Source organism: Streptomyces sp. NPDC000878 (genome assembly GCF_053599695.1).
In genome coordinates this window covers 25,559-38,133 of sequence record NZ_JBSFMT010000088.1, presented here as the reverse complement: position 1 = coordinate 38,133, position 12,575 = coordinate 25,559, and the positions used below count along the sequence as shown (strand labels likewise).

At 71.4% G+C, this 12,575-nt stretch carries 12 protein-coding genes and 1 pseudogene; 6 read left to right on the top strand and 7 right to left on the bottom strand.

Going from position 1 to position 12,575, the window contains the following annotated elements:
• The 4 genes and pseudogenes from ACWDR4_RS43730 to ACWDR4_RS43715 all read right to left on the bottom strand — a co-directional run.
• Window positions 1-444, bottom strand: a pseudogene (locus tag ACWDR4_RS43730) (hypothetical protein); the annotation flags it as partial.
• Complete coding sequence (locus ACWDR4_RS43725) at window positions 437-1,291, bottom strand: hypothetical protein (protein ID WP_450416972.1); 855 nt, start codon at window positions 1,289-1,291, stop codon at window positions 437-439. The gene ACWDR4_RS43725 and the pseudogene ACWDR4_RS43730, both read right to left, overlap by 8 nt.
• Before the next feature lie 32 nt (window positions 1,292-1,323).
• Window positions 1,324-1,848 carry a phage tail protein gene (locus ACWDR4_RS43720; RefSeq protein WP_450416971.1) on the bottom strand — a complete coding sequence of 175 codons (525 nt, stop codon included), beginning with the start codon at window positions 1,846-1,848 and terminating at the stop codon, window positions 1,324-1,326.
• Between the two features lie 61 nt (window positions 1,849-1,909).
• Window positions 1,910-3,775 carry a phage tail sheath family protein gene (locus ACWDR4_RS43715; protein WP_450416969.1) on the bottom strand — a complete coding sequence of 622 codons (1,866 nt, stop codon included), beginning with the start codon at window positions 3,773-3,775 and terminating at the stop codon, window positions 1,910-1,912.
• 381 nt (window positions 3,776-4,156) lie between these two features.
• Here ACWDR4_RS43715 and ACWDR4_RS43710 point away from each other — a divergent pair, with 381 nt between their 5' ends.
• Window positions 4,157-4,585 (top strand): YchJ family protein, encoded by a 429-nt coding sequence (locus tag ACWDR4_RS43710; RefSeq protein WP_450416967.1) that lies wholly within the window; start codon window positions 4,157-4,159, stop codon window positions 4,583-4,585.
• Window positions 4,586-4,620: 35 nt separating this feature from the next.
• Here ACWDR4_RS43710 and ACWDR4_RS43705 read toward each other — a convergent pair whose 3' ends face one another.
• Window positions 4,621-5,322: a FadR/GntR family transcriptional regulator gene (locus tag ACWDR4_RS43705; protein ID WP_389357577.1), complete on the bottom strand. Its 702-nt coding sequence runs from the start codon at window positions 5,320-5,322 to the stop codon at window positions 4,621-4,623.
• A gap of 129 nt (window positions 5,323-5,451) precedes the next feature.
• On the opposite strand from ACWDR4_RS43705, the gene ACWDR4_RS43700 reads away from it, so the two are divergent.
• From ACWDR4_RS43700 to ACWDR4_RS43680, 5 genes are all read left to right on the top strand, one after another.
• Window positions 5,452-5,973: a gluconokinase gene (locus tag ACWDR4_RS43700; RefSeq protein ID WP_450416966.1), complete on the top strand. Its 522-nt coding sequence runs from the start codon at window positions 5,452-5,454 to the stop codon at window positions 5,971-5,973.
• Between the two features lie 94 nt (window positions 5,974-6,067).
• A complete protein-coding gene (locus ACWDR4_RS43695; protein WP_450416964.1) occupies window positions 6,068-7,465 on the top strand; it encodes a GntT/GntP/DsdX family permease in 1,398 nt (465 codons plus the stop codon).
• Window positions 7,466-7,502: 37 nt separating this feature from the next.
• On the top strand, window positions 7,503-8,261 hold the full coding sequence (locus ACWDR4_RS43690) for an SDR family oxidoreductase (RefSeq protein WP_450416962.1): 759 nt from the start codon (window positions 7,503-7,505) through the stop codon (window positions 8,259-8,261).
• Window positions 8,262-8,298: 37 nt separating this feature from the next.
• The gene (locus ACWDR4_RS43685) at window positions 8,299-9,327 is read left to right on the top strand and encodes an L-idonate 5-dehydrogenase (protein ID WP_450416960.1); all 1,029 of its coding nucleotides are present in this window, start codon (window positions 8,299-8,301) and stop codon (window positions 9,325-9,327) included.
• A 579-nt stretch (window positions 9,328-9,906) separates the two neighbouring features.
• Complete coding sequence (locus tag ACWDR4_RS43680) at window positions 9,907-11,064, top strand: hypothetical protein (RefSeq protein WP_450416959.1); 1,158 nt, start codon at window positions 9,907-9,909, stop codon at window positions 11,062-11,064.
• Between the two features lie 16 nt (window positions 11,065-11,080).
• Here ACWDR4_RS43680 and ACWDR4_RS43675 read toward each other — a convergent pair whose 3' ends face one another.
• Window positions 11,081-11,725 (bottom strand): cytochrome b/b6 domain-containing protein, encoded by a 645-nt coding sequence (locus tag ACWDR4_RS43675; RefSeq protein ID WP_450416957.1) that lies wholly within the window; start codon window positions 11,723-11,725, stop codon window positions 11,081-11,083.
• The gene (locus ACWDR4_RS43670) at window positions 11,709-12,485 is read right to left on the bottom strand and encodes a molybdopterin-dependent oxidoreductase (protein WP_450416955.1); all 777 of its coding nucleotides are present in this window, start codon (window positions 12,483-12,485) and stop codon (window positions 11,709-11,711) included. Before ACWDR4_RS43670 ends, ACWDR4_RS43675 begins: the two co-directional genes overlap by 17 nt.
• Between the last annotated feature and the right edge of the window lie 90 nt (window positions 12,486-12,575).

The following is a 12,575-nucleotide window of genomic DNA, read 5'->3' as shown; positions in this document are numbered from 1 at the left end:
GGCGCCCCCCTCGGGGCGCGGCCCGGCCGCCGCGCGGCGCACGGGCCCGGCGACGGGACGCGGGCCGGGCAGCAGGGGCGTGACCTGCCGCAGCAGGGGCCCCTCGGGGCTGGCGGCACGCGGCGGGGCGGCGGGCCGGCCGTCGTACACCCGTTCCACATCGGGTACGACGGTCCGCTCCCGTTCCGGGCCGGGGCGAACCCCGGACGCAGCAGCCGTACGCGGCTGGTCCGGGGTCGATGCGACGGCAGCCGGCGCGGCGGCGGGCCACAGCGGAGCCTGGCCGTCCGGATCGTTCGCCGGGGCCCGTACCGCCTCGACGCGTTCGAACGGCCCGGGCAGCCGGGGCCGTACTCGGGCCGCGCCCGGGACGGCACCGGCGGTGTGCCGGGCGATCAGCCGGTCGAGGAAGTCGGGAACCGGCGCCCCGTCAGCGTCAGACATCCGCACACAGCTCCAGGTAGTAGCGGCGCCGCAGCGGGCTGAGCGCCAGGATCTCCGGCTCGCTCCAGCCGTACGCGGTGGCGAGCAGATGGACGTCGAGCAGCACGTCCCGTGCCCAGGCGTCCAGTTCGGTCCACAGGTAGGAGGCGATGTCGAGTTCGGCCCGGGTGGCCGCCCCGCACTCCGGGCAGGCCACGTTGAGCGCCAGGTCGGCGCCCGGATCGGCCGCCTCGACGGCTTCGGCGATCCGCCGCTGCACGGGCACGGGCAGATCGTCCGCGGCAACGGCAACCCCGTCGCCCACCGCCGCCACGAGACACCGCGCGAGCAGCGCCCCCCGCGGATCGGCGGCCCGGGCAGCCGCGGCCAGATCGGCAACCCCGGGCAGCCGGAACTCGACGTCCCAGCCGTCCTGTTGCACCCGGACGACGGAACCGTCCGACCCGTGCGCGACAGCCGCACCGAGTCCGCCCGACGAACCACCCGGTGCCTCGGCCGAACCGTCAGGCTCTCCCGACCCGCCCGCCGAACCCCCGCACCCACCAGCCCCGTCCGCCAAGGCCTCCCGACCGCCCAGCGACCGCGCCAGCTCCCCCGCGTCCAGCTCGAACTCCATGTCCTCGCCGCACGCCAGGCACCCGAGCCGCACCTGCATCCGCTCGCCGAACAGCGCCCGGCGCAGCGCGAACAGGTCCGCCTCGCGCTCGCCCACCGGAAGCTGCGGCAGCCTCCCGGTGTCGGTGTCCGGGCGGGCCGTGTGGTGCAGCAGCAGTGCGCGGGCGGGCGGCGCCTCCGTGAGCCCCGCCTCCCAGGTGGCCAGCAGTCCGGCCGCCGAGGTGATCGCCATACCGTCCCCCGATTCGATCGACTACCGTCCGGTCAGGCCGGGTTGAGGAAGGACGGCTCCTGGGGCTCGGGCACCTCGTAGTCCCGTTCCCAGCCCTCGCACTCCAACTTGAGCGACTGGATGGCCACCGCGTTGGCGTTGGCGTCGAGTTCGCCGAGGACCTGGTACTCGCTGGGCCAGGTCCGGTAGAGCTTGTGCGAAACGGCCACCTGACCGGCCTCGTTGAGGACCTGGATCACGATGTCCTTGCGGAAGTCGGCCAGGGACACCTCGGAGCCGAGGCCCGCGCCCACCTGCCAGACCTTGTTGGCCCAGCGGTCGAACTCGGGGTCGTGGGTGACCCCGCGTTCCAGGGTGATGCCCTCGAACTCGGAGCGCCCCGGCGACTTGCGCGGGGAGGAGGGGTCGCCGCCGTGGCGGTGCTTGACGACCTCCGTGGTCCGCTTGAGCGGACTGACCTTGCTGATGCCTGCGACCGTACGACCGTCCCACAGGACCAGGAACTTGAAGTTCTTGTACGGGTCGAAGCGCTGGGCGTTGACCGTGAACTCAGCCATCGGATTCCTTCAACTCTCCACGATTCTCGGGGACTTGGGTGCCCTCGTTGTCCTGGCTGTCCTAGAGGGCGGACTGGCCCGACGTCTGCTGGATCCTGACGATCACGAACTCCGCCGGCCGTACGGGCGCGATGCCCACCAGGACGTTCACGACGCCGTTCGCGACGTCCTCGTCGGTCGTGGTCTCGTGGTCGCACTTGACGAAGTACGCCTCGCGCGGCGTGCTGCCCTTGAACGCGCCCTGACGGAACAGCGTGTGCAGGTAGGAGGAGGCGCTCAGGCGGATCTGCTGCCAGAGACTCTCGTCGTTGGGCTCGAACACGACCCACTGCAGGCCGCGTTGGAGGCTCTCCTCCACATGCAGCGCGAGCCGCCGCACGGGTACGTACTTCCACTCGCTGTCGAGCGCGTCGGAGCCCTCCAGCGTGCGCGCGCCCCACACCAGCGGACCCGTCATCGGGAACGTCCGCAGGCAGTTGACGCCGAGCGGGTTGAGCAGCCCGGTCTCACGGTCGGTCAGATCGACCGTGAGTGAGTGGACACCGGCCAGGCGAGCCTCCGTGCCCGCCGGCGCCTTCCACACCCCGCGCTCCGAATCCGTACGGGCGATCACGCCCGCGACCGCACCCGACGGCGGGAAGGCGCGCAGCCGCCCGGTGAGCGGGTCGGTGAGCTGGAGGTGCGGGAAGTACAGGCCGGCGTGGTTGCCCCGGACCGCGTCGAAGGCGGCGAGCCCGGCGCGCGCCGTGTCGACGCTCACCCAGGTGCTGGGCGCATCGACGAGCAGGAAGATCCGCCGTTCCTCGCACAGCCGCCCGGCCGCCGAGACGACGGTGAGCATGTCCTCGGTCTTCTCGTACGCCGCCAGCTCGGGCAGGGCCAGCAGGTTGACGTCGGCGACGCCGCGCAGGGCCTGGATGCCGGTCTTGTCGGCCTCGGAGCCGATGAGGTCGCGCGGTCCTGGCGCCTCGCCGTCCTCGCCGCCCTCCAGCGGGAAGACGGGCGGGTTGACGGAGGCTTCGAGGCCCAGGTCGTTGGCGCACTGGCCGAGGAAGCGGACGACGTCCTCGGGGTCGGTCGACCCGGCCACGACCTGCAACCGCCGCCCGAACGCGGTGACTTCGACGCCCGCGAAGGCGTGCTTGCCCGGCGCGTCGGGCAGCGCCCGCAGCTTGCGTTCGAGCAGCAGTGCCAACTCGGCGACGCTGCACGGGGCTTCGCCGTCGCAGTCGGGGTCGTAGAGCGTGAACTCGCGCTCCACGTCGCCGATCTTCACCGTCAAGTCGACGGCCAGGTCGGGCAGTTCGGCTCCGAAAGGCTTGGACACGGTGCCGGACGGATCCGGCCGCCCCTCGCCGACCGCCTCGACCCGGATGAGCCGCGAGCCGGCGTTGACGACGGTCGGCGCGTACCGCTCGTTCCCCTCCTCCATCGACAGCCCGGTGAAGGACTCGCGGGCGTCGCCCTTCGCGTCGTACACCCGCAGGTTGAAGGTCTCTTCGCAGTTCGGGGTGTCGTAGTCGACGGCGACGCGCAGTCCGTTGCCCCACACGCCGGGTTCCTTGGCGTGCACTTCGAGGACACGGGACCCGCTGTGGCCCTCGGTCGACTCCAGGACGACACAGGCGGCCTTGCCGCTGCCCGCCTTCGCGACCCGGACGACCACGGCGACGGAACCGCCGTTGCCGAAGAACTGGTGCACGGCGTAGGCGACGGCGCTCCGCGAGCCGAGCCCGCCGAACCGCCGCTCGAAATCGGCGAATCCGGTGACGCGCACGGGCTCGTTCAGCGGACCGCGCCGGGTGTGCCCCACGAACGCGGTCACCGACGTGGTGACGGCGGAGACGGTACGAGTGCTGCTGGGAAGCTCTTCGACGTAGACGCCGGGATATGTCGGCCTGGCCGCACCCACTGCTGTCGTCGGCATTCCCCCTCCAATCCCTTCTCGGGCACCGGGTCGGCACCAAGAGGCGGCAGAAAGGAGAGAGACGTCCGGATCCGGTGCGCACGGAAGTGTCCGGCGCGCGAGAGCGCACCGGCCCATGACACCGCATCAGCTTTCCCCCGTCAGTGCCCCGGACGGACTGCCGCCCGGGCCAAGCAACACGCTTGTGACTCCTGATGCTCAAGTGCGTAATCCACCCTTGGGGGTGCGGAGTTGAGCCAGCAAGATGTGTTCACGCCACCCCTGAGGGAGGTTTGATGAACTCCGCCGCGCACGACTCGCACGCGATGTGCGCGTGTCGGGTCAGCGACTTCACAGAATGCACACAGGCGACCAGGGGGCCGGTGCAGCAGAATGGCGGGCATGTCCCGACGTACTGCGCAATCCCGGCGACAACGCCCCTCCACCCCTGTTCAGAGCCGCACATGTCCGTGCGGTCTTGCGGAGACGTACGAAGGGTGCTGTGGCCGATTCCACCGGGGTGAGGCGGCGGCACCCACCGCCGAGACGCTGATGCGTTCGCGCTACAGCGCTTTCGTGAAGCGGGACGAGCCGTACCTTCTGCGCACCTGGCACCCGCGTACCCGCCCCGCCCGCGTCGAATTCGACGCCGGGATGCGGTGGACGGGCCTGGAGATCCTCGAAACGGGCGACGGTACGGCGTTCCACACCACCGGGACCGTGACCTTCCGAGCCTCCTACCGGGGCGGTTCGCTGCGCGAGCGGAGCCGGTTCGAACGGGTCGACGGGGCGTGGGTGTATGTGGACGGAGACATCGACCAGGACGTATAGCGGGCACTCAGGACGCACCGCGGGTACTACGGGAACTAGGGCGCGAGGATGTCCAGTTCCTGGAGGGCCCCGACCGCGATCTCCCTGGTGAGCCGCTCCGCCCGCTCCCCGTCGCCCTCGCGGACCGCCTCCGCGACCTGGACGTGCAGGGTGACGGCGGCCGGGTCGGGGTCCTCGAACATGACCTCGTGATGGGTACGGCCGGCCAGCACCTCCGCGACGACATCGCCGAGCCGGGCGAACATCTCGTTGCCGGAGGCCTCCAGGATCACCCGGTGGAAGGCCACGTCATGGACGAGGTAGCCCTCCAGCTGGTGGCCGCGCGAGTTGGCCACCATGCCCAGGGCGCACTCGGTGAGCTGCGCGCACTGCTCGGCGGTGGCGAACTTGGCGGCGAGGCCCGCGGCGACCGGCTCGATCGCGGAGCGCAGCACGGTGAGGGAGCGCAGCTGCCCGGGGCGATCGGCACCCGCCAGCCGCCAGCGGATGACCTGCGGGTCGTACACGTTCCACTCGGCCTTGGGTCGGACCGTGACGCCGACCCGGCGGCGGGACTCGACCAGGTGCATCGACTCGAGGACCCGGACCGCCTCCCGCATCACCGAGCGTGACACGTCGAAGCGCTGGGCCAGCTCGTCCGTACGCAGAACGCTGCCCGGCGGGTACTCGCCGGCGGTGATCGCGGGTCCGAGGGTTTCCAGTACATGACCGTGCAGCCCTCGGCCGGGTGTGCTCATGCACTCAGCGTACGGGGCGCGTCACACTTCTAAAAAGTCAGACTTATTCATCACAGGGTCTTGAATTTGTCGTACCTAATGCGTTTCATTGCGTTCACATCACGTGTCGACGAGGACAGCGAGAGCACGATGCAGCAGACGCGTACCCCCCACGTCGTCGTGGTCATGGGCGTCGCGGGCACCGGGAAGACCACGATCGGTCCCCTGCTCGCGGCCCGGCTGGGTGTTCCGTACGCCGAGGGCGACGACTTCCACCCCACGGCCAACATCCACAAGATGACGGCCGGGACCCCGCTGACCGACGAGGACCGCTGGCCGTGGCTGGACGCCATCGGCGAGTGGGCGCACGGGCGGGCCGGGCTCGGCGGGGTGGTGAGCAGTTCGGCGCTGAAGCGGTCGTACCGCGACCGGCTGCGGGCCGCCGCGCCCGGCGTGGTCTTCGTGCACCTCACCGGCGACCGGGCGCTGATCGAGGACCGGATGGCGCACCGGCAGGGTCACTTCATGCCGACGGCGCTGCTCGACTCCCAGTTCGCCACCCTCCAGCCGCTCGAAGCGGACGAGGCGGGCGTCGCCGTGAACGTCTCCGGCACCCCCGAGGAGATCACCGCCCGTGCGGTGGCCGCGCTCTCCTCGCTCCAGAGCTCCTGACTTTTCTCTCCAGAGCTCCTGCCTTTCCGCACCTGACCTTCCGCACTCCTGACCTTCCGAACTCCTGAAACACTCCAAAACAAGGGAATCCCCCGTGACCAGACTCAGCGTCGAGATGCTGGCAGCGGACACCGTCGAGCCGATCACCTCGGCCGGCCATGCCCAGCTGGGTGTCGCCGTGCTGGCGGGCATCGCGCTCATCGTCCTGCTGATCACCAAGTTCAAGCTGCACGCCTTCCTGGCCCTGACCATCGGCTCGCTAGCGCTGGGCGCCTTCGCGGGCGCGCCGCTCGACAAGGCCATCACCAGTTTCACCGCCGGGCTCGGCTCGACGGTGGCCGGTGTGGGCGTCCTGATCGCCCTGGGCGCGATCCTCGGCAAGCTGCTCGCCGACTCCGGCGGCGCCGACCAGATCGTCGACACGATCCTGGCGAAGGCGTCGGGCCGGACGATGCCCTGGGCGATGGTCCTGATCGCCTCGGTGATCGGTCTGCCCCTGTTCTTCGAGGTCGGCGTCGTCCTGCTGATCCCGGTCGTCCTGATGGTCGCCAAGCGCGGCAACTACTCCCTGATGCGCATCGGCATCCCGGCGCTCGCGGGCCTGTCCGTGATGCACGGCCTGGTCCCGCCGCACCCCGGTCCGCTGATCGCGATCGACGCCGTCGGCGCCAACCTCGGGGTGACCCTGGCGCTCGGCGTGCTCGTCGCCATCCCGACAGTGGTCATCGCGGGCCCGCTGTTCTCGCGGTACGCGGCCCGCTGGGTCGACGTCCCGGCGCCCGACCGCATGATCCCGACCCGCCCCTCCGAGGACCTGGAGAAGCGCCCGGGCTTCGGCGCGACCCTCGCCACCATCCTCCTCCCCGTCGTCCTGATGCTGTCCAAGGCCCTGGTCGACATAGTCATCGACGACCCGACGCACATGGTGCAGCGCGTCTTCGACGTGGTCGGCTCGCCGCTGATCGCCCTGCTCGCCGCCGTCCTCGTGGGCATCTTCACGCTGGGCCGCCCTGCCGAGTTCACCAAGGAGCGGATCTCCCGGATCGTCGAGACGGGCCTCGCGCCGATAGCGGGCATCCTGCTGATCGTCGGCGCGGGCGGCGGCTTCAAGCAGACGCTGATCGACTCCGGGGTCGGCAAGATGGTCCTGGAGATATCCGAGGACTGGTCGATCCCGGCCCTGCTGCTGGCCTGGCTGATCGCGGTCGCGATCCGGCTGGCGACGGGCTCGGCGACGGTCGCCACGGTCTCGGCGGCCGGTCTGGTGGCCCCGCTGGCCGCCGACATGTCGACGACCCACGCGGCCCTCCTCGTCCTGGCCATCGGCGCCGGCTCGCTGTTCTTCAGCCATGTCAACGACGCCGGATTCTGGCTGGTCAAGGAGTACTTCGGCCTGAGCGTCGGCCAGACCCTCAAGACCTGGTCGGTCATGGAGACGATCATCTCCGTGGTCGCGGGCGGCCTGGTCCTGCTGCTGTCACTGGTGATCTAGGGCTACGAGACGATCCAGACGATCTAGGGGTACGGGAATGAGTCATCCTCTCTTCGACATCAGCGGCCGTACGGCCCTGGTCACCGGGTCCAGCCGGGGCATCGGGTTCGCCCTGGCCCGGGGTCTGGCCGAGGCCGGCTGCACGGTCGTCCTGAACAGCCGCGACGGCGACCGCCTCACCAAGGCCGCGGCCGAGCTGCCCGGCGACATCCACACCGCCGCCTTCGACGTCACCGACGGCCCCTCGGTCGCCGCCGGTATCGCGGACGTCGAGGAGCGGGTCGGTCCGATCGACATCCTGGTGAACAACGCGGGCATGCAACTGCGGGCCCCACTCCTGGAGTTCACGGACAGCGACTGGCACCGCATCCTGAACACCAACCTCACCAGCGCGTTCCTGGTGGGCCGTGAGACGGCCCGGCACATGACGGAACGCGGCCACGGCAAGATCATCAACATCTGCTCGGTGCAGAGCGAGGTGGCCCGTCCGGGCATCGCGCCCTACACGGCCACCAAGGGCGCGCTGAAGATGCTCACCAAGGGCATGTGCGCGGACTGGGGCCCGCACGGAGTCCAGGTCAACGGCCTCGGCCCCGGCTACATCGAGACGGAACTGACCCAACCCCTGGTCGACGACCCGGAGTTCAGCGCGTGGGTGCGCCGCCGTACCCCGGCGGGCCGCTGGGGCCGAACGGAGGACCTGATCGGCGGGGTGCTGTTCCTGGCCTCTCCGGCGGCGGACTTCGTCGGCGGACAGGTGCTGTACGTCGACGGCGGCATGACCAGCGTCCTGTGACGCGGACGACGGGGACGACACGGAAGGGATTCTCTCCATGCTCGGTTGTGTGATCCACGGTGAGGGCGACCTGCGGGTCGACGAGCTGCCGGTGCCGTCCCCCGGCCCCGGCGAGGCGCTGGTGGCCGTCCGGTACGGCGGGGTCTGCGGCTCCGACCTGCACTACTGGCGGCACGGTGGGGTCGGTGACTTCCGACTCAAGGAACCGATGGTGCTGGGCCACGAGGTCGTGGGGACGGTCGTCGCCTACGGTGACGGCTCGTCAGGTCCCGCTGTGGGTACGGCGGTTGCCGTGCACCCGGCGACGCCGTGCGGGGCGTGTCCGGAGTGCGTCTCCGGGCGGCGCAACATCTGCCGGGACACGCGCTACCTCGGCAGCGCCGCCCGCACGCCCCACGTCCAGGGCGGCTTCGCGGCGCAAGTGGTCGTGCCGGCGGACCAGTTGAGGCCGGTACCGACGGGCCTGCCGCTGCGCCGGGCGGCCCTCGCCGAGCCGTTCTCGGTCGCCCTGCACGCCGTCCGCAGGGCCGGGGACGTGTCGGGGCGGCACGTACTCGTCACCGGTGCCGGTCCGATCGGATGCCTGGTCGTCGCGGCGGCGAAGGCGGCGGGTGCGGCGCGGGTGACTGTCACGGACCTGCTTCCGCAGGCGCTCCGGTACGCGACTGTCGCGGGCGCGGACTCGGTCGTACGGGCGGACGATGCCGGTGATCCCGGGTGGCCTGCGGAGGTCGATGTGGCCGTCGAGGCGTCGGGGGTGGCTGCGGGGCTGGACACCTGTCTGCGGCTGGTGCGGCGGGGTGGGGTCGTTGTGCAGCTGGGGCTGCTGCCGCCCGGGCCGAGTCCCTTCGCGGGCAACCTGGTCGTGACCCGCGAGATCGAACTGCGAGGTGCGTTCCGCTTCGACGCGGAGTTCGACGATGCGTTGGCTCTGCTGGCGGCGGAGCCGGGGCTGGACGGGCTGGTCAGTGCGGTAGTTCCCGTGGGGGAGGCGGAGTCGGCGTTCACGTTGGCGGCGGACCGGGGGAGGTCGTGCAAGGTGTTGCTCGATTTCGGGGGCGTGTAGATGGTGCGTTGTCTGCGGGTGAGTTGGGGCTGGTCGCGCAGTTCCTCGCGCCCCTAGGTGGGGGGCGTGCAGGTGGTGCCTTGCCTGCGGGTCCGCTGTGGCTGGTCGCGCAGTTCCCCGCGCCCCTAGGTTGGCCCCCGCGTCCCCCGCTCGAAGGCAGGCCCCGCGCCCCTCGTCCTAAGGCAGACCCGTGGCTCTTGGCAAGGGGCGCCAGGTCCCACCCAGGGGCGCGGGGAACTGCGCGACCAGCCACGACGGCGCCGCAGACAACACACCACCCAGCCCCAAGGCAGACCCGTAGCCCTCGGAAAGGGGCGCCAGGTCCCACCCAGGGGCGCGGGGAACTGCGCGACCAGCCACAACGGCGCCGCAGACAACGCACCGTCCTGTCCTAAGGGGGGCACCGCGCCCCCTCAGGGACACCTCCGGTGTCCCTCCTCCCCCCTCCGTCTCTGGGGCGTCGTCGCAGGTGAACGATCCGATGACGTGCCTTCCCCCGGACCCCCGTGCGGACCGATGATGTGAGGAACCCCGGTCGTTGTCGCAGCGGTCGGGGCGACGACGTCGGGGGGCGGCGGTATGGCGGTTTCGCTCGGGGTGCGGGTGTCAGGGCTGTTCGTGATCGGGGCGGTGGCGGTCGCGGCGGCGGCCTTCGGGCCGGCCGGGGACGACGCGGCGCGCGGGAACGGCAGCGGGGCCAGAAGTGTCGCGCCCACGTCACCGTCGAGCAGCCCCGGCGACGGCGGGGAGATCGGCACGGCCACCTCCGCCGCTCCCCCACGCATCCCCCACTCCGGGAACGTCGCCTCACCCAAGGGCGCCGGCGGGAGCGAGGTCCCCGGCGATACCGAAACACCGGTTCCCTCCCGTACCCCGGTCGCGCCTCCCACCCCCAGCCGTACGGGGCCAGGCGGCCCCACCCTGCTCACCGCGCCCGACTGGCTGCCGCCCGGCCCGGTCTCGCCCGACTCCGACGGCGCCACCGACCCCGCCGCCGTCTACGACGACCTCCGCTCCCCCGACCGCTGCGCGGACGCCCGGAACCTGATCCCGGCGGCCCCGGGAGACTCCGCGTCGGCCGACGAGTGGCGGGTGCTGCGCGGGCTCGCCGCCGCCTGTCTCGCCGTACAGGGGCGAGGCGGCGGTGACTGGGGAGTGGCCGGTGCGGGCTGGTCCGGGTCCGCCGGCGACACGCTCAGCTGCAAGGGGCGCGCCGCCCGGCAGATCCTGGGCGGGCTCCTGGACTTCCACCGGCGGCACCCGACCGCCACCGTCCCGCTGGAGGCACCGTCGGGAGGCAAGTCCGCCTGTGCGTACGGGATCGGCGTGGTGGATGTGGGCGGCGACGGTGAAGCCGCACCTGGCGACACGGTCTCGGTCGAGCTGCGCGGCGCCTACTTCGACGCCGCCGAACTGCTGCGCGACGGGGACGTGTTCATCGGCGGGCAGCAGGTTGTCCAACCGCCGGTGCTCGTCTCGGCGTCGGGCGAGCGGATCGTCGTCTCCGTTGTCGTTCCCGGTTCGGGAACAGGCCCCGGAGCGGGCTCAGGTCCCCCTGTCAGCGCGGGCCCCGTCGACCTCCTCGTCCGCTACGGCACCGCCGAGGCGGTCAAGAAGGACGCCTTTCTCCTCGTACCCCCGGAGGTACCCCCGGAGCAGGAACCGGTCGGGCCCTCGCCCGGCAACGGGACCGGCAGCGCGGCACCGCAGCGGCACCAGGACCGGCCGCATCGCTGAGCCGCCCCAGTGGCGGTCAGGGACGCCACAGGGGATGTTCGCGGTCCGCCCACTCCCTGCTCACCGAGCCGGTCCTCAGGCCTCTGCGGGCCTCCGGGTCGCCCAGGGCCATGCCGATGTGGCCGGCCAGGACGATGCCGATGGTGAGCGCCAGCCAGTCGTGGACGAAGGTCGCGCTGGTGCGCCACATCAGCGGGGTGAGGTGGGTGAACCACATGAGCAGACCCGTGCCGAGCATGACCAGGGTCGCGCCCGCGATCCAGGCCGCGTAGATCTTCTGGCCCGCGTTGAACTTGGCCGCCGGGCGCACGGCGCGGCGCTTGTCGCGTCGCAGGGCCGCCCGCAGCCAGGTCTTGTCGTGGGGGCCGAAGCGGTTCAGGAAGCCGAGGTCGGCGCGGAAACCGCGGGAGGCCAGGCCCGCCAGGACGGGTACCGGCAGGGCCAGGCCCGCCCACTCGTGGACGCGGACCACCAGCTCACGGCGGCCGACCAGTTCGGCGAACTGGGGGATGTAGAGGCAGGCGGCCGTCACCACGCACACGCCCATCAGTGCGGCCGTCGCGCGGTGCACCCACTTCTGGGAGCGGCCGAAGCGGCGTACCTCCGAGGTGGACGGGGAGGTGGCGGCGGAGGGCGCCGGGGTCTCAGCTCGTTGGCTCATCGTCGCGTCCGTTCGAATTGCCGACCCAGGCGTCGATGTCGTAGCCGCGGTTCTCCCAGTAGCCCGGCTGCACGTCCTCGGTGACCGTGATGCCGGAGAGCCACTTCGCGGACTTGTAGAAGTACATGGGGGCCACGTAGAGGCGGACCGGGCCGCCGTGGCTGTGGCCCAGGTTCTTGTCCTGCATGCGCAGCGCGACCAGGACGTCGGCGCGGCGGGCCTGGTCGAGGGTGAGGCTCTCGGTGTAGGCGCCGTCGAAGCAGGTGAAGCGTACGGCCCCGGCCGAGGAGCGCACTCCGGCCGCGTCCAGGAGCCGGGACAGCCGTACCCCTTCGAAGGGTGTGCCGGGCACCCGCCAGCCGGTGACGCACTGCACGTCCTTGACCATTCTGGTCTGGGGCATCGCCCGCAGGTCGGCGAGGGTGTAGGTGGCCGGTCTGTCGACGAGACCGTCGATCTTCAGCCGGTAGGTCTCCGCGTTCTTGCGGGGTGTGGAGGACGTCACCGAGTAGTAGCGGAAGCCGCCGCCGTTCGGGAGGAGGTCGGTCAGGCCGGTGGGGTCGTTCTCCGACGCACCGGCGAGGAAGGACTCCATGCCGCGCTGGAGGGTCGGCGCGGCGACCACGCCGAGGGCGCCCAGACCGAGGGTGCCGAGCAGGACCCGGCGGCCGATGGGCGTACCCCGCTCCCGCCCTTCGGGTCCTTCGGCTTCTCCGGGCTCGGTGGGTCCGGCGGGTTCTTCCGGTCGTTCGGAGTTCACCTGTCCATTCGAACACCCGCGACCCCTGTCGAGCGAGGAATCGCGGGTGCTCGTCGGACTTCTGTACCGCTTCTCACCCTCTTCTCAGGC

Coding starts and splice junctions, on each gene's coding strand:
- ACWDR4_RS43675 (WP_450416957.1), bottom strand. CDS start 11,725: ATGAGCCAACGAGCTGAGACCCCGGCGCCCTCCGCCGCCACCTCCCCG.
- ACWDR4_RS43690 (WP_450416962.1), top strand. CDS start 7,503: ATGAGTCATCCTCTCTTCGACATCAGCGGCCGTACGGCCCTGGTCACC.
- ACWDR4_RS43680 (WP_450416959.1), top strand. CDS start 9,907: ATGGCGGTTTCGCTCGGGGTGCGGGTGTCAGGGCTGTTCGTGATCGGG.
- ACWDR4_RS43700 (WP_450416966.1), top strand. CDS start 5,452: ATGCAGCAGACGCGTACCCCCCACGTCGTCGTGGTCATGGGCGTCGCG.
- ACWDR4_RS43725 (WP_450416972.1), bottom strand. CDS start 1,291: ATGGCGATCACCTCGGCGGCCGGACTGCTGGCCACCTGGGAGGCGGGG.
- ACWDR4_RS43705 (WP_389357577.1), bottom strand. CDS start 5,322: ATGAGCACACCCGGCCGAGGGCTGCACGGTCATGTACTGGAAACCCTC.
- ACWDR4_RS43720 (WP_450416971.1), bottom strand. CDS start 1,848: ATGGCTGAGTTCACGGTCAACGCCCAGCGCTTCGACCCGTACAAGAAC.
- ACWDR4_RS43685 (WP_450416960.1), top strand. CDS start 8,299: ATGCTCGGTTGTGTGATCCACGGTGAGGGCGACCTGCGGGTCGACGAG.
- ACWDR4_RS43715 (WP_450416969.1), bottom strand. CDS start 3,775: ATGCCGACGACAGCAGTGGGTGCGGCCAGGCCGACATATCCCGGCGTC.
- ACWDR4_RS43710 (WP_450416967.1), top strand. CDS start 4,157: ATGTCCCGACGTACTGCGCAATCCCGGCGACAACGCCCCTCCACCCCT.